Raw genomic sequence first — 15,939 nt, forward strand, 5'->3', positions numbered from 1 at the left:
TTCTGGAGTTTTGCGACAGCCTCGGAGCATGGGAGCCATAAGATGTGGCAAAAATTGAAAACAGGAAAATAGAAAGTGCTGCAGATTTATAACAGCCTGACCCGAAAAAAAGAGCCGTTTACCCCGCTGGAAGACAACCATGTGCGTATGTACGTCTGTGGTATGACTGTGTACGACTACTGTCACATTGGTCACGCTCGCACGGTCACGGCTTTTGATGTGGTGGCCCGTTATCTGCGCGCCCGGGGTTATGATCTGACCTACGTTCGCAACATCACCGATGTGGACGACAAAATCATCAAGCGAGCTGCGGAAAACGGTGAAGACTTCATGGCATTAACCGGTCGGATGATTGCTGCCATGCAGGAAGACTTTCAGCGTTTAGGCAACCTGCCGCCAGACCATGAACCCAAAGCCACAGAATACGTGCCGGGCATGGTGGAGATGATCGAGCAGCTTATCGAAAAAGGTTTTGCTTACGCACCTGGGAACGGTGACGTTTATTATCGCGTTCGCAAGTTTGATGGTTACGGCAAACTCTCTGGCAAAATTCTGGAAGAGCTGGAAGCCGGCGCCCGCATCGAAGTGGAAGAGAAAAAAGAAGACCCGCTGGATTTCGTTCTCTGGAAAGGCGCCAAACCGGGTGAGCCAAGCTGGAGCTCCCCCTGGGGTGAAGGTCGCCCGGGCTGGCACATCGAATGTTCTGTGATGGGCAAAAGCTGCCTTGGTGACACCTTTGATATACACGGCGGTGGTTCGGATTTGAAGTTCCCCCACCATGAAAACGAAATCGCCCAGAGCGAAGCTTGCAATCATGCCACCTTCGTGAACACCTGGATGCATTCTGGCGCCATTCGTCTGGATAACGTGAAGATGTCCAAAAGCCTTGGCAACTTCTTCACCATCCGTGAAGTGCTGGATAAATACGACGAAGAGCTGGTTCGCTACTTTATGATCTCCAGTCATTATCGCAGCTCCATCAACTATTCAGAAGAGAGCCTGAAAGAAGCCGGTGTTCGCCTTGAGCGTCTTTACACTTCTTTAAAAGGGCTGGATCTGACGGGTGTTGCTGCAGCGGAAGATCATGAGTTCGAGCAACGCTTCTTCAAAGTGATGGACGACGATTTTAATACACCAGAAGCTCTGGCGGTATTGTTTGAGTTGGTGCGCCATCTGAATACCGTTCGCAGTCAGGACGAAACCGCTGCTCTGCCTCTGGCGGCACTGCTGGTGAAACTGGGCGGTATTCTGGGCATTCTTCAGGGAAGTCCGGAAGCGTTCCTGAAGTCCGGTTCCGACGTGGATGAATCGTGGATTGAAGAAATGATTCAGAAACGTGCGGATGCCAAGAAAAACCGTGACTTCGCGGAATCCGATCGCATTCGCGACGAGCTGGCAGGGCAGGGCATTATTCTGCAGGACAGTCGTGAAGGTACGACCTGGAAGATTGAGCGCTAGTTGAGCGTTTGTTCCCAATAGGGTAGGTCGGTAAACCCAACGGGTTTGCCGACGTGACCCACATCCCATTGTTGCATTTCCTGTGATATTGTCGGCAAACCTTGCAGGTTTACCGACCTACGCAGCTCATAACCTGAGCAACAAGGTTTGTGGCCTTTTCACATCTTTACTGTCTGATAAAGCCGATCAAACAACCACTGCTTTGAATCAGGATTGGTGCGGTACAGCACCGCTGGCCGATTACTGCCATAACGTTTGTCTCCCGTCTCCTGCAAAATATCACAGCTGAGAAAACGGTTGCGAATAGAGCGCATGGGTGGTGCTTTGCCCAGCACCACCGAAAAGACTTTCTGAATATCCGAGAGAATGAACTCATCCGGCAAAAGATACAGCGGAAGTACGCTGTATTGAATTTTATTCTTTAAACGTTCAAGGGCTTCTGTTACCAGTTGATCGTGGTCGTACGCTAACGATGTAACAGGCAAGCCTTTCGACATATCAATCCATCGGGCGCTGCTTTCAATAATGTTATTGGGGCAGGGGCGAACCAGTGCGTAATAGACGACGGTCATTGACCATCCGCGAGAATCTCTCTGGTTATCGCCAATGGTTACTACCTGCTCAAAATAACTGGCGGGCGTGGAGATAAAACGAGCCAATTGTCGTTTGGCGGTATCTTCCAGGCACTGATCCTCACTGGCATCAATTCGACCGGCGGGCAGGCGTGGTTTTGGGGATTCTGGCGTTTCATGGCCCAGTACCTGTAACTCTCCATTTTCACTCAGTTGAAAGACAACCAGATCAACAGATATTAAGGCGGTACTTAAGCTCATTGGCGCTCCCTCATTGATAGCGAGTTCACAGAAGCGTGGTTGACAGCTTATGGAACATGATTCACTATGTTAGTGAACTTGATTCCTTTTGTCACGGTGAAAATATGTACTCCATAGGGACCCGAGAGACCGTAGCCGCTTTTGATGTGGACGCCCAGAAGTGTTTCACTCCGCTTTGCCCTGATGAACTGCCGGTTCCAGAAGGGCACCTGATAGCTGATGAATTGAATCGTCAGGCGGAATTGGCGGCTGTCCGTGTGGGTTCCAAGGATGCACATCCTGCCACTGCCGTATGGGTAGCTACGGAAGAATCCCCTCAGTTAACACCGATTGAAGGTTATAAGAATGTGGATCTTCGCTGGAATCTCCATGCCGTTCCGGGCACCACGGGTTTTGAATTGGTAGATGGCCTGCCGGATGTAACGGAGTATGATTACTTTGTCTGGAAAGGTGTCGAAACGAATATTCATCCTTATGGCGCCTGTTTTCACGATCTCGAAGAAAAAATGAGTACCGGTGTTATTGAGTTCCTGAAAAGCCGCGGTATTACAACCGTATTAGTGGGCGGCCTTGCGCTGGATTTCTGTGTAAAAACCACGGCGTTGCAACTGCGTCGTGCGGGTTTTGTCGTTTATATAAATCGGGCTGCCTGCCGGGGGCTGGGTGAAAGTACTGTAGTTTCAGCCCTTGAAGAATTAAAATCAGCGGGCGCCATTATGATTGACAGTGTTACAGAGCTGTCCGTTGATGATGTCGCCGCTGATACCGTTGCTAACTGATGGAGGGGTATATGGATCACCCTGTCATACCAACCCTTCTTGATACCGATCTCTACAAATACACCATGCAGCAGTCGATGTTCCGGCGTTATCCGGATGCATGGGCGCGCATGGAGTTTCACTGTCGTGATGAGCAAACACTGGCGGTGACCAAAAAGCACCTTAAACGACAGTGTGAATTTCTTGGCGACCTGAGACTCGGCTCTGATGAGCTGGAGTGGTTATCGAACTTGCCATTTATCAGTGAAGAATATCTGGGCTATCTCAGTCGTTTCCGGCTAGACCCAAACGCTGTTTCCATAGAGCAGCACTACGGGCAGTTATTGATCTCGGTAGAAGGTTTATGGAGTGAGGTTACGCACTTTGAGATTTTCCTGCTGGCGATTATCAGTGAACTCCATGGGTATGGTTTTCAAGGTGATGTGATTGCCCAGGGGCAGGCGCGATTAGATGAGAAACTGAAACGTTTGCCAGAAGGCAGCCGTCTTCAGTTGGTGGATTTCGGTACCCGTCGTCGTTTTTCCAGGGATTGGCATTATCACGTAGTGGAAACGTTAAAGCAGCGTTTGCCTCAGAACTTTGTAGGAACCAGTAATTTAAATCTGGCGAGAAGTCTGGGGTTGAAACCGGTGGGCACCATGGCTCACGAATGGCTGCAGTCTCATCAGGTGTTAGGTGAAAGCCTGCGCACCAGTCAGCAGGATGCGTTGAATGTCTGGCTGGAGGAGTATCATGGCCAGCTGGGTATTGCCTTGACGGATACCATCAGTATGGAAGCCTTTCTGAAAGACTTTGATGTTGGCCTGGCTCATGCTTACCAGGGAATGCGACACGATTCCGGTGATCCTGTTATCTGGGGAGAGTTGGCTATCGATCATTATCGCAAGTTGGGTATTGATCCCCGCGAAAAAAGTCTGGTCTTCAGTGACAAACTGAACTTTGAAAAAGCGCTGGATATCCATCAATGGTTTGCTGACAAAATAAACGTCAGCTTTGGTATAGGAACCTATCTGACCAATGATATGGGGTATAAAGCCCCCAATATTGTTTTGAAATTGACCGAGCTCAATGGCAGCCCGGTTGCAAAACTGTCTGACAGTCCTGGTAAAACACTGTGCAAAGATCCGGCTTATATTGAATTGCTGAAATCCACTTTTGATTATCGATTAAGTGCGGCTTAGGAATAGTCACTGAATAACTCCTACATTTCGTAGTATTCAAAATTCGTTCGTCCTGAGCCTGTCGAAGGATGTGACCCCCGAGCCATGAGGGATCGCGGTAAGCACCCTTCGACTCCGCTCAGGGTGAACGGATAGAGAGTTCCAAATGTCGAAGCTATTTCAGGGCAAACCCTTGGTTGATTATACGGAAGAGTACTGTTTGATTTTATGATGTGATCTCTGTAAATTCCTTCCTACCTCGGGGGAGTAGTCTGACCGTTGTAACAGCGGTAGCTATCGTCAACATGCTTGAGCCTCAATGCTCATGGCGATAGCAGCATATGAATATGCTGGACAAGACCTGTGGTATAGCTGAGCCCCATGGCGGGAGGTCGGTTGTGCCACTTGAATTGCTCCCGCCTGGTTCGTTCATGGAAACGCTTTCACTTTCTACGCTGTCTATTTCTACCTTTGTCGTGTTTCTGGCAGAGATTGGCGATAAAACCCAGCTCCTTTCTTTGATGCTTGCACTTCGTTTCCGTGCTCCCTGGATGATTACGCTGGCGATTCTGCTGGCAACCCTGTTGAATCATGCCGCTGCGGCCTGGGTTGGCAGCTTGGTAACTGACTGGGTTTCCCCTGATGTTCTGCAATACCTTGTTGCGGCTTCCTTCTTTGCTGTGGCGCTATGGGCGTTGATTCCTGATAAATTGGATGAAAAAGAAACGACCATGAATGGCTATGGGGTTTTCTTTACCACCGCATTTCTCTTCTTTATCGCTGAAATAGGCGACAAAACGCAGGTGGCGACGATACTGCTTGCGGCGGAGTATTCAGCGACAACCATGGTTATTATTGGCACAACGGTTGGCATGCTGCTGGCCAATGTGCCCGTCGTATTTTTTGGAGAGAAACTGGCCAATAAGTTACCGCTGAATTGGATTCGTCGAGGAGCCGCGCTACTATTCGCGGTGCTAGGTGTGATCGCATTGATCTGACGACAGGCGCCTAATATCGGTTTCCACTCATAGCCCTCCAAACCTAGTGTCTCTAGAATCCCGTTGCCGTTCATTCTGGCAACGGTTTCCTTCGAGATATGTCCATGCCACAACCCATTGCACCCCTGAATCTCGGGCAAGACCCGGTGCGTAAATGTTTTCGCCATTTTTTAATGCCTGCGATTACCGGCATGGTGATTAAATCGCTCTATATTGTCGCGGATATTATGTTTATCGGGCACAGCATGGGTGAGCAGGGGCTGGCTGCGATTAATCTTGTATTACCTTACTTCTCCTTTATGTTTGCCATCGCCATGATGATTGGTGTGGGCGGTGCCGCCGTGATGAGTATTCGTTTTGGTGAAGGGAATAAAGAAGAAGGGCAGAAGCTGTTTCAGCAAGCACTCACCTTGGTGACGTTGGTAATGGTCAGCCTGACATTGGTCACCATGATCTGGGCGGATGAAATTATCATGGCTTTTGGTGCCCGGGGTGATCTGGCACCCATGGCCAAAGATTATGTGATTGCCCTTACATGGTTTGCAGCGCCGTATGCTATTGGTTGGGTGTTGTCTAATTTTGTCCGTAACGATGGCAACCCATCGCTTGTTATGAAAGCCATGATCGCCAGTGCGACATTGAACGTCTTTTTAGACTGGCTGTTTATGATGGTCTTTCACTGGGGGATGTTTGGTGCAGGCTTGGCTACGGGTCTAGCGCAACTGGCGATGGCAGGTGTTCAACTGCTGCATTTCCGTGGTGGCTCTGCCAATCTGAAACTTCGTTTTGCCTGGTTGCGGATGCGGGAAATCAAACTGATTCTGATGACTGGGCTGCCCACTTTGTTTATGGAAGCGTCGGTGGGGATTGTGATTCTGGCCTCTAACTGGATTCTGCTGAGTTTGGGCGGTGCGTTGTACCTATCGGTGTACACTGTCGTGTTGAACTGTATGTGGCTGCTGGGCTTGTTGGTATACGGCGTGTGTCAGGCGGTTCAGCCGTTGGTGAGTTTCAATCACGGTGCTCGTCAGCATCATCGGATTCTTGAAACACTGAACCTGGGTTTAGTGCTTATTGTGATTTTGTGTGCCGGTTTTGCCACAGTAGTAGTGCTGTTTCCCGGGCAGGTGGTGTCGGCATTTGTTGCCAATCCATCGCCGGAAATGATTGAGCTTGGGCGGTGGGCCATGCGTCTTTATGGTTTTGCTGCTATTCCCATGGGCATTAATATTTTGATGATGACGGTGTATCAGTCTACCGCCCGAGCTAAGGCGTCCAGTTTGTTATCTTTGTTGCGCAGCCTGGTCTTTCCCGTTGCTGGCTTATTGCTGTTGCCTTTGGCTATTGATAACACGTTTGTCTGGGCCAATGTGCTGATCGCCGATTTGTTGGTGCTGCAGAGCAGTGTCTTTTTATTGAGAAACTATCGATCACGTCTGAAAAAAGAGATGCTGACCAGGCAGGATGCGATTGTACCGCTGACGCCGGCAATTTAAGTATTATACCCGTCGCCTTTCAAGTTGCTACTTTGTTGGCTGCTTTCGCTCACCCCAATCACTTACTAGCTGTAAGCTCATGGGGATTCACTCGTTTGCCGCCGCGTAGCAACTTGAAATGCTTTGGGTATAGAGTGGAATATAGGGAGTTGACGTCGGGCAGAGTTTTGTGGAGAATGCGCTGCATCGAGACGCGATGTCTTCGGTCTTTATGGTGAACCCTGTTGGTTCCCCCGCAATAATCAACCACGAACTCCGCCAGGCCCGGAAGGGAGCAACGGTAGTGGTGACGTTATGTGCCGGGGTGTGGCTGACAGGGTTTGCCTCCAATATTTTTTGGATCATCTTTTTTGCATCTGCTTCGGGTTCTCCGGCAAATATCTTCTTCCTTCGCTTACATCCAGTCTAACTCGTGCATTTCAAGGTCTTCTTGGTTAGCATAGAATGCATTCTATCGTACATCTTTCAGGTATTAACGCGACTCAATGAGCTATCAGGTTCTTGCACGTAAATGGCGGCCCCGCTCTTTTCAGGAGCTGGTCGGGCAATCTCATGTTCTACAAGCGCTGGTTAATGCTCTGGATCAGAACCGGTTGCACCATGCCTATCTGTTCACTGGCACCCGGGGCGTTGGGAAGACCACCATCGCCCGGATATTTGCCAAGTGTCTGAATTGTGAACAGGGTGTCAGCTCCAAACCCTGCGGTCAGTGTTCTTCCTGTAAAGAAATTGATGACGGTCGTTTTGTTGATCTGATCGAAGTGGATGCAGCCTCCCGCACCAAGGTGGAAGACACCCGGGAGTTGCTGGATAACGTGCAGTACGCGCCAACTCGCGGCCGCTACAAAGTGTACCTGATTGACGAGGTGCACATGCTCTCCGCCCACAGCTTCAACGCGCTGTTGAAAACGCTGGAAGAGCCGCCTCCCCATGTGAAATTCCTGCTGGCAACCACGGATCCGCAGAAACTGCCCATCACTATTTTGTCTCGTTGTCTTCAGTTCAGTTTAAAGAACATGACGCCGGAACGGATTGTTGGGCATCTGGAAAACATACTTCAGCAGGAGCAGATTCCTTCTGAAACCCCCGCCCTATGGCAACTGGCCAGAGCGGCGGATGGCAGTATGCGGGACGCCCTTAGCCTGACGGATCAGGCCATTGCTTTTGGTGATGGTAAGGTCAGCGAAGTCGACGTCGGTGCCATGCTGGGCACCATCGATCAAGGGCAGGTGCTGAAAATGGTCACCTCTCTGGCCTCCGCAAACGCAGCCCATGTATTAGCATCGGTTGCCACGTTGGCTGAGCATTCTCCCGATTATCTTGCCGTCTTGGATGACATGCTTTCCATGCTGCATCGTGTTGCCATTGCTCAGGCGGTGCCCGATGCCGTGGATAACAGTCAGGGTGATCAGGAGCAAATTCTGGAACTGGCCTCTGGGATGACGGCAGAAGATGTCCAACTGTATTTCCAGATAGGTTTGGTGGGGAAAAAAGACCTGCCATTAGCGCCAGACCCAAGAAGCGGTTTTGAAATGGCGTTGTTGCGGATGCTGGCATTCCGACCGGATGGTGCGCCGGTGGCACCGAAAACATTAAAGATTGCGGTAACAACACCGTCGCCGACGTCTTCTGACGATAATACTCAGTCGAAGTCGTCTGATTCTCTGGCTGAGGGTGAAACCTCAGATCCGGAGCCTGAGGCAGTTAATCTATCATCACCAGAGCCAGTGGTTGAGTCGCCTGCCCATGACCAGCAGGTTGTGGAGAAGGTTGCTGCGCTGGTGGAAGTAGAAGAACACTCAGAGACACAGGAGCCTGTCAAAGATAACTTTGAGCCTCCGGTCATCGACGATCAGCCACAAGAGACCGTTCAACAAAAAGCTGTTCAGCAAGAGACTGTTCAACAAAAGGCGGTTCAACAAGAAGCTGCTCAACAAGAAACGCCGCCATCTTCACTGGTGGACGTTCAAGTACCGGATAACCATGCACCACCGGCCATGGAAGAAGTGCCGATATCCGCTTATGAGCAGGCAGATCATTATGGGCAGGAAGAGTCTTTTAATGATGCGCCTCCACCGGAATGGTCAGCAGAAACGGCGGTTTCAAACAGTGCAGAAGCATCTTATGTTCAGGAGCAACCGGTTGTCAGCGCTCCAGAAATTAAGCCCCAGGCATCCCCCGTCAGAGCCGTTGTTGAGTTACCCGCAAAAGAACACCGGGTGGATTTCGATGCCTTGAATGAAGCCAGCTGGATTCAAGTATACCGTGGCTTGCCGCTCGGTGGTGTGACCGGCACCATTGGTTCTCACTGTGAGTTGGTGCAGAAAGAGCAGGGCACTATTGCGCTGCGTCTAGATGCTGAACGCAGCACGTTGTATAACGACACCCATCGGCAGCGCATTGAAAAGGCGTTGGGTGAGTATTTTGAGCAGTCCATTACCCTGACAATTGACACTGGTCGTATTGTTGGTGAAACTCCTGCCGCCTGGCGAGAGCGTAAAATCGCAGAGCGTCAGCAGGAAGCGAAAGACAGTATTTATTCCGATGCCAAGGTGCAGAACCTGGTTGAGGCTTTTTCCGCCACGGTGCTGGATGACAGCATCCAGCCCATAGGCAATGTGATTAAATAGATTTTTAAACGACTGATTGCAGAGGTTTATATGTTTAAAGGTGGCATGGGCAACATGATGAAGCAGGCCCAGAAAATGCAGGAAGATATGCAAAAGCTCCAGGAAGAGCTGGCCAATGCGGAAGTCACCGGCGAATCCGGTGCTGGTCTGGTCAAAGTGGTAATGACCGGCCGTCATGATATCCGCAAAGTGGACATCGACCCAAGCTTGATGGAAGAAGACAAAGAAATGCTGGAAGATCTGATTGCTGCAGCGGTTAACGACGCAGTGCGTAAGATCGAAGCCACTAACAAAGAAAAAATGGGCGCACTGACGGCAGGCATGGGTTTGCCTGCAGGTATGAAGCTCCCTTTCTAAATTAATGTTACCGGCATCGCCATCAGGTGATGCCGGCATTATTGTCTAAGTTCAGGTTTACGTTCAGGTCTACTCTATGTTCAGCCCGATGATCAGGGAATTGATGGAATCTTTGCGCTGCCTGCCCGGCGTGGGGCCACGTTCAGCACAGCGCATGGCGCTGCATTTGCTGGAGCGTGACCGTGATGGCGCTGTTCGTCTTGCGGTCGCTTTAAAGCAGGCTGCGGATGGTGTTGGGCGTTGCAAACACTGTCGTACATTGACGGAAGAACCCGTCTGTCAGATTTGTGCCAGCCCATCCCGGGATGAGAAACTGCTTTGTATTGTCGAGAATCCTTCTGATGTCATGGCGTTTGAGCAGGCGGGTGGCTACGGTGGTCGTTACTTTGTGCTTATGGGACATTTGTCGCCCATTGATGGCATTGGGCCGGATGATATTGGCATTGATCAGCTACTGCAGACAGCAACCGACAATCAGGTAGAAGAAGTGATTCTTGCCACCAACCCAACCGTGGAGGGCGAAGCCACCGCTCACTACATTGCGGAAGAGTTGAAAACCCTGGGCGTTGCTACCAGTCGTATTGCGCACGGTGTACCGCTGGGTGGTGAACTGGAGTTTGTGGATGGCGGTACACTGGCTCATGCATTGGCTGGTCGTAAACGGGTTGAGATTTGATTGATGAGCGCTCTTTACCATCTCGGCTTACCCATGTGGAGCAATCGGGATTGGGTGGGGAGTTTGTACCCCGGTAATGCCAACAGCCGCTCTTATCTGCAACACTACAGCCAGGTTTTTAATACGGTAGAAGGGAATACCACCTTTTATGCCTTGCCCAGTGAAAACACCGTTGCCAGTTGGCTTTCTCAGCTGCAAGATGGTTTTCGGTTCTGCTTCAAGTTACCTCGTGAAGTTACCCATAGCGGACGCCTCCAGCCCAGTGAACAAGTAAACCTGTTTTTTGAACGTTTGAGTCCGTTGGCGTCTTATCTAGGGCCATTTATGATTCAGTTGCCTAAATCGTTTACCCCAAGTCGTCTACCAGAGCTTGAACGGTTTCTCGCTCAGCTCCCATCCCTTTATTCTTATGCCGTAGAAGTGCGTCATTCAGCCTTTTTTCAGAAAGGCGATGAGGAGCGAACGTTAAACAGACTGCTAATGTCGTTAAATGTTGATAGGGTTTGTTTTGATAGCCGATCGTTGTTTGCCAAAGATCCTCGTAATGAACTTGAACGGGATGCTCAGAGAAAAAAGCCACGGTTGCCTGTGCATGCTATCGCAACGGGGCAATACCCCATCGTTCGTTTTATAGGAATCGGGAATGCCACCGATGATCATCCTTATCTGGAGCCCTGGCGAAAAAAAATGCTGGAATGGACGACAGAAGGTAAGCAGCCATTCTTTTTTATGCATAGCCCTTGTAATTCAGAGGTTCCGGCATTAGCTAATGCCTTCCACACAACAATGAATCAGCTCTCTGGCTGGGAGTCTTTGCGAATGAATATTCATCCTGAGCAACTGAACTTTATCTAATAATCAAACGACAGGTTATTAGGTGTTTGTATTACCTTCCATGAACTTTTTCCAAGTGCTCGTACTCTATAGAGAGTTAAATAATGATATTTAATAATCAAGCTGAAGTGAGGATCCATAAATGTCATCTGTTGGGGGAAGTCATGATGTGCCTTTAAATAACACAGGTTTTGACGTAGGAGAGTCCAGCGCTGCAACTAATGCTTCTAATCTACCTGACAACAAGCAATTATCATTTGGCTTAGAGGTTAAAAAGGAAGATGGCAATGAGTCTAAATTTCTACAGGATTACGAAGCGTCAGATTTGTACAGCTCAGAACCTGATTTTTTTAAAAAACTGAGTGGTAGAAAGATTGATATTATTTCACCAAAAAATGGTGAAAAAATGATGCTTGATTTGAGTGTGGCTTTAGAATCGTTTAGATTTGTTCGCTATATGGAATATGTTCAATCTCATAGTGATAAGTATCCTGCCGATTTTATTGAACATACTTGTGAAGTCCCTAGCGAGCTCAAGCAGGCGAGGGTGGAGTTGGAGGAGGATATAGGAATAATTTTGTCTCATAATGAGTTTGAAGATGATGATCAGGTACTGTTAAATAAAGTTAGGGAGTATGTAGGCTCAAAAAATGGTAAAGGTTCAGAAGAGTTGATGGAGGGGAAGCATTAATAAAGCCTGCTATTCTGCTAGTTTTGTTCTGTACTTTTATGGCTTTTGTATGGCTCTTGTTGAAGTTAAATGCATTCATTGTCGTACAACTGATGATATTGTCAGAAATGGGAAAGCCAGATCAGGGCTTCAACGATTTCTTTGCCGCTGTTGCAATAAAACCTTTCAGCTGGACTACCTCTACAACGCTAACCAGTCAGGAACTCACGAACAGATTGTTTAGCTCACGCATAATGGCTCAGGCGTCCGGGATATTGAGCGAGTCCTCAAAATAAGCCGAACCACTGTCATCGCCCACTTAAAAAGCTATCTCCGCCATCAGCAACAGAGCTCCCATTTGAAAACGCAAAGGTTTAGTTGATCTGTGAGATGGATGAGCAGTGGAGCTTTGTTGGGAGTAAGAAGAATCAGCGCTGGCTCTGGTACGCTTGGGAACCTCGGTTCAAACGGATAATTACACACGCTATTGGTCGCAGAACGAATTCAACTCTGAAAAAGCTACTCAACCTGCTGAAGCCCTATCGTTTTGAGTTCTAGTGTACGGATGATTGGCCATTTTATGCGAAGCTCTTGCCAGAAGAGAAGCATATTATTGGTAAACATTTTACTCAGCGTATAGAACGGCAAAACCTCAATTTCAGAACCCGTCTGAAGCGCTTGTGTCGCAGGTCTATCTGCTTTTCAAGGTCAGAAGAAGTTCACGACAAAGTGATCGGAGAGTTTATCTACCGAGAGTACTATCAACTCTTCTGAACCTTTACCTTCAAAGCAATCAATCAGGCTTCATGAATCGTGTAATCCCAGGTAACTTCCGTGCCTGAGCGAATCATCATAATGGAAACGGAGCAATGCTTTTCGAAGGTGAGTTGCAGGGCGCGCTCCACCATTCTTTCGGATAGGTTCTCACCATAAAGATCAAAATGCATATGAACTTTGGTGAAAACAGTGGGCGGTGTTGGTGCACGTTCTGTGGTGAGGGCGATTCTGCAATCTTTCAGGTTCTGTCGCGAGTTGGCAAGGATGGAAGTGACATCAATACCCGCACAGCTGCCTGCTGCTGCGAGCAACATTTCCATTGGTGAAGCGGCTTCGTTTTTGCCACCAAACTTGGTGGGTGCATCCATGTGGAACTGATGAGGTCCTTCAAGATATTCCGTTTCGCAAGCGAACCCTTTGTCGCCTGTCCATTGAATCGTAGCTTTCATTCATAACTCCGGTTAATTGCTGGTGCAGAGAATAGCCAGACATTGGGATGCATTTATTGATGCCGGTCAAAGCAACATTAGCCAGCTGGCTTATTCTTCGCACAAACCAGTAGCTGCCGGCTTTTACTGTTCAAGTGCCTGATTTCAGGTGTTTTTTGTGTTTTTAAATCAATTTGGCATGGCTCTGGACACTGTAGAAAAACAACATTAAGGATGTCGAATATGATAACGACGGGGTTCCCTTTCATCGCCGTCATGGCCGGGCTGTGTGGTTTTCTGGTTTGGATTGAGCAACGCTATCCCAGCCGTTTTTTTCAATGGTTCCCCAGTATCGTTCTTGTGATGTTTGGCTCCATGGCTTTATACACGGCAGGTGTATGGCAAATGACGCCGGAAGTCGCTGTAGCACGGGCGGCGGTTCGAGATAATTTGATCCCTGCCATGTTGTTCCTTATGTCGCTTCGTTTTGACCTTTCCATCATTCGAAAACTGGGCTCCCGGCTGATTTTATTAATGCTGGGTTCTACCGTCACCATCATGATTGGTTTCGTCGTCACTTATCTATTGATGAACACTTTCCTGGGCGATGAAACACCATTGACATTTGGTGTGATGTCTGCAGGTTGGACAGGGGGGACCCAGAATTTTGTGGCGGTTAAGCAAGCGCTGGACGTTAGCGATTCGGCCATGGCTTACACCTTGTTGATGGGGGCGCTGTGTTATTCCTTCTGGCTGATCCTCATTATTGCTCTAAAACCGTTCAAAGCCAGATTACAGACGTTTTTAAGAGCTGAAGACAATGGGCTTGATGAGGTGATGGAGCGGTTGTCTGGTTTGGGGCAAACTGGCAAAACCGATACGCAATCATTGATGCTGATGTTTGGTGCATCATTAATCGTAGCGGCGTTGTCTCATCATTTTGGTGGGGTTATTGCCGGATTTGGACTGCTGAATCCAATGGTTTGGGCCATTATTATTTCTTCAGTAGCGGGTATCGCTCTGGCCTCAACCCCGGTTGGAAAACTCGGTGGTGGTGATGAAATCTCTTCCATCATGCTTTACGTAATTGTGGCGTTGATTGGTGCAGAGGTGAATTTGAGTGCGATTACCAAAGCGCCAATGTATTTATTGTCCGGTGTCATGATACTTGCGATTCATGGAGCCCTGCTATTATTACTTGGTCGTTTACTGCGCATGAACCTGCATATGTGTGGTATAGCCTCTATTGCCAATATTGGCAGTGCCCCTTCTGCGGCGGTGGTTGCGGCTGCTTACGACAAGAACCTGATGCCCATTGCCATTATTATGGCGTTGATTGGTTCTATGATTGGTTCGTTTGTTGGCTTAACGGTCAGTGAAATTTTGCAGATGCTGAGCTAGTCACGTTTAAAGGCTTTGATACTTGGTGTGGGTATCAAAGCCTTTCCATATATTGACAGTAATCAGGGTGTTGCAGCCTGAGTGGCTTTCAACGAGGCTACATGCCCAGTTCATATCCTTCCAAACTTTCTCGTAATTTGCTCGAAATATAGTAGCTATCTGGAACCTTGTCCGGCTGATTGGTTTGGAATGTGCTCAGTACCGAGATATAGGCTTCACCCAGTGCAACGGTAATGGCACTTGCTGTGGCAGCTGAGATGATGCCGCCGCTGGCAGTGCCTTCTCGATGGATCAGTTTCAGTACATTGGTAAGAATATCCTTTTCCCGGAATATCGGTGTTTCTCCTTGAATGGCGGACGACACCAGTGAGGATATATCGGTTTTAGCCAGCTTTATGCCAAAGATTGAGCGGATGCCGGCAATCATGCCTATCTGGATTGGAGCAAGAACGCCAGCATCTGAGAGTGGAATGGGCTTTTTGCCGACCGCCGCTACGGTTGCTTTAGCTGCCGCAAGAACGATTTTTACAGATTGCGTTTTTTTGTAGTGCAGGTTTGCCTTTTGGGCTGCAGCAAGGGCTCTATGTTTCCCTTCAGGTATCACTTCTGAAGACAAACTGATCAGTGTTTCGAGCCCCATTGGCGGAAGCTGGTAGCCGTCATCCAGGCTCTCTTCCAAAGCGCGAACTCTGGCGAACCTTCGGCTTTTCGTCATCAGGCTCTCGACGGTTGCTTTGAAGCCATTGTCTGAACGGGCTTTGGTGATGACGGTAATCACCGGCATATATTTGGATAACATATCATGGAGATTGATTTCGGCGTCTTCAATGCGTCTGCCATCTTCTTGAATACAAATCCAGGCTAAATGAATGTGTCGTCTTTCGTCTTTCGTCTTTCGTCTTTCGTCTTTCGTCTTTGTCACTGCATCGATGTGAAACAATGCGCTCAAGATCACCGAGGGTGTCGGAAAATTCGGTCATTTCCAGCCCCCGGGTATCAAAGATGGACAATGGAAAGCCTTCTTTAACTATTTCCACTGTGTTGCGCGTGACGGGCTTTCCCTTACCGGTTTCAGCAAAATCAGACTGGAATACGGAATTGATAAGTGTACTTTTGCCGACGCCAGATCGCCCGGCAATAAGAATATTGACGTGGCCTTGATCTTTAGTTGCGTACTCTAGGGCGTCATCGAGCAGGTTTTCTAGATTCACAATCTTACCCTTAAGAATACTACTGACAAATAAACCAAAAAACGGGTGCAGAGAGTTAACCAAGTAACCATTAGCTGGTGTTATTTTTTATCCGCGGATTACTACCAGAGATTATGTCGCAATTTATGGATGACTCAGTCGGGATGTACTGGTGCTATGTACGGGACAAAACATGTAAGAGCATTTGAAAGTTGACTTGGTCGCTTTTTGCACAGTTATTTTTCAGAACCC

Annotated in this window: 15 protein-coding genes, 1 other RNA gene, 1 pseudogene and 1 riboswitch; of the genes and pseudogenes, 13 read left to right on the top strand and 4 right to left on the bottom strand. The window is 48.6% G+C overall.

Annotated elements, in window-relative coordinates; translation table 11 throughout:
- The first annotated feature begins 75 nt into the window (after nucleotides 1–75).
- A complete protein-coding gene (gene cysS / locus Q1B11_RS16095; protein WP_299734335.1) occupies nucleotides 76–1,458 on the top strand; it encodes a cysteine--tRNA ligase in 1,383 nt (460 codons plus the stop codon).
- A gap of 158 nt (nucleotides 1,459–1,616) precedes the next feature.
- On the opposite strand, the gene Q1B11_RS16100 is transcribed toward cysS, so the two are convergent.
- Entirely contained in the window at nucleotides 1,617–2,291 is a 675-nt protein-coding gene (locus Q1B11_RS16100; RefSeq protein WP_299734336.1) for an NUDIX hydrolase, read from the bottom strand.
- A gap of 104 nt (nucleotides 2,292–2,395) precedes the next feature.
- On the opposite strand from Q1B11_RS16100, the gene Q1B11_RS16105 reads away from it, so the two are divergent.
- The 11 genes and pseudogenes from Q1B11_RS16105 to Q1B11_RS16155 all read left to right on the top strand — a co-directional run bounded on the left by Q1B11_RS16105 (nucleotide 2,396) and on the right by Q1B11_RS16155 (nucleotide 12,665).
- Nucleotides 2,396–3,070, top strand: a complete 675-nt coding sequence (locus tag Q1B11_RS16105; RefSeq protein ID WP_299734337.1) for an isochorismatase family protein — start codon at nucleotides 2,396–2,398, stop codon at nucleotides 3,068–3,070.
- A gap of 11 nt (nucleotides 3,071–3,081) precedes the next feature.
- The gene (gene pncB / locus Q1B11_RS16110; RefSeq protein WP_299734338.1) at nucleotides 3,082–4,251 is read left to right on the top strand and encodes a nicotinate phosphoribosyltransferase; all 1,170 of its coding nucleotides are present in this window, start codon (nucleotides 3,082–3,084) and stop codon (nucleotides 4,249–4,251) included.
- Nucleotides 4,252–4,480: 229 nt separating this feature from the next.
- Nucleotides 4,481–4,660, top strand: a riboswitch (yybP-ykoY riboswitch).
- Between the two features lies 1 nt (nucleotide 4,661).
- Nucleotides 4,662–5,228: a TMEM165/GDT1 family protein gene (locus tag Q1B11_RS16115; RefSeq protein WP_299734339.1), complete on the top strand. Its 567-nt coding sequence runs from the start codon at nucleotides 4,662–4,664 to the stop codon at nucleotides 5,226–5,228.
- A 104-nt stretch (nucleotides 5,229–5,332) separates the two neighbouring features.
- Nucleotides 5,333–6,724, top strand: a complete 1,392-nt coding sequence (locus tag Q1B11_RS16120; RefSeq protein WP_299734340.1) for an MATE family efflux transporter — start codon at nucleotides 5,333–5,335, stop codon at nucleotides 6,722–6,724.
- Nucleotides 6,725–6,946: 222 nt separating this feature from the next.
- Nucleotides 6,947–7,043, top strand: an RNA gene (gene ffs, locus Q1B11_RS16125) — signal recognition particle sRNA small type.
- 166 nt (nucleotides 7,044–7,209) lie between these two features.
- Nucleotides 7,210–9,354, top strand: coding sequence for a DNA polymerase III subunit gamma/tau (dnaX, locus tag Q1B11_RS16130; protein WP_299734341.1), 2,145 nt, complete (start codon nucleotides 7,210–7,212; stop codon nucleotides 9,352–9,354).
- A 30-nt stretch (nucleotides 9,355–9,384) separates the two neighbouring features.
- Nucleotides 9,385–9,711, top strand: coding sequence for a YbaB/EbfC family nucleoid-associated protein (locus tag Q1B11_RS16135; RefSeq protein ID WP_299734342.1), 327 nt, complete (start codon nucleotides 9,385–9,387; stop codon nucleotides 9,709–9,711).
- A gap of 76 nt (nucleotides 9,712–9,787) precedes the next feature.
- On the top strand, nucleotides 9,788–10,387 hold the full coding sequence (gene recR / locus Q1B11_RS16140; protein WP_299734343.1) for a recombination mediator RecR: 600 nt from the start codon (nucleotides 9,788–9,790) through the stop codon (nucleotides 10,385–10,387).
- 3 nt (nucleotides 10,388–10,390) lie between these two features.
- On the top strand, nucleotides 10,391–11,242 hold the full coding sequence (locus Q1B11_RS16145; RefSeq protein WP_299734344.1) for a DUF72 domain-containing protein: 852 nt from the start codon (nucleotides 10,391–10,393) through the stop codon (nucleotides 11,240–11,242).
- A gap of 121 nt (nucleotides 11,243–11,363) precedes the next feature.
- On the top strand, nucleotides 11,364–11,912 hold the full coding sequence (locus Q1B11_RS16150; protein WP_299734345.1) for a hypothetical protein: 549 nt from the start codon (nucleotides 11,364–11,366) through the stop codon (nucleotides 11,910–11,912).
- Between the two features lie 49 nt (nucleotides 11,913–11,961).
- Nucleotides 11,962–12,665: pseudogene (locus tag Q1B11_RS16155) on the top strand (IS1 family transposase).
- Between the two features lie 23 nt (nucleotides 12,666–12,688).
- On the opposite strand, the gene Q1B11_RS16160 reads toward Q1B11_RS16155, so the two are convergent.
- Nucleotides 12,689–13,117 (bottom strand): OsmC family protein, encoded by a 429-nt coding sequence (locus tag Q1B11_RS16160; RefSeq protein ID WP_299734346.1) that lies wholly within the window; start codon nucleotides 13,115–13,117, stop codon nucleotides 12,689–12,691.
- Nucleotides 13,118–13,339: 222 nt separating this feature from the next.
- Between Q1B11_RS16160 and Q1B11_RS16165 the strand changes: the two genes are divergently transcribed.
- On the top strand, nucleotides 13,340–14,497 hold the full coding sequence (locus tag Q1B11_RS16165; protein WP_299734347.1) for a DUF819 family protein: 1,158 nt from the start codon (nucleotides 13,340–13,342) through the stop codon (nucleotides 14,495–14,497).
- Nucleotides 14,498–14,594: 97 nt separating this feature from the next.
- On the opposite strand, the gene Q1B11_RS16170 is transcribed toward Q1B11_RS16165, so the two are convergent.
- Both Q1B11_RS16170 and Q1B11_RS16175 read right to left on the bottom strand, forming a co-directional pair.
- On the bottom strand, nucleotides 14,595–15,296 hold the full coding sequence (locus tag Q1B11_RS16170; RefSeq protein ID WP_299734348.1) for a hypothetical protein: 702 nt from the start codon (nucleotides 15,294–15,296) through the stop codon (nucleotides 14,595–14,597).
- Between the two features lie 25 nt (nucleotides 15,297–15,321).
- Nucleotides 15,322–15,708, bottom strand: coding sequence for a GTPase (locus tag Q1B11_RS16175; protein ID WP_299734349.1), 387 nt, complete (start codon nucleotides 15,706–15,708; stop codon nucleotides 15,322–15,324).
- Nucleotides 15,709–15,939: the final 231 nt, after the last annotated feature.

The organism is uncultured Endozoicomonas sp. (genome assembly GCF_947495845.1).
Taxonomy (GTDB): domain Bacteria; phylum Pseudomonadota; class Gammaproteobacteria; order Pseudomonadales; family Endozoicomonadaceae; genus Endozoicomonas.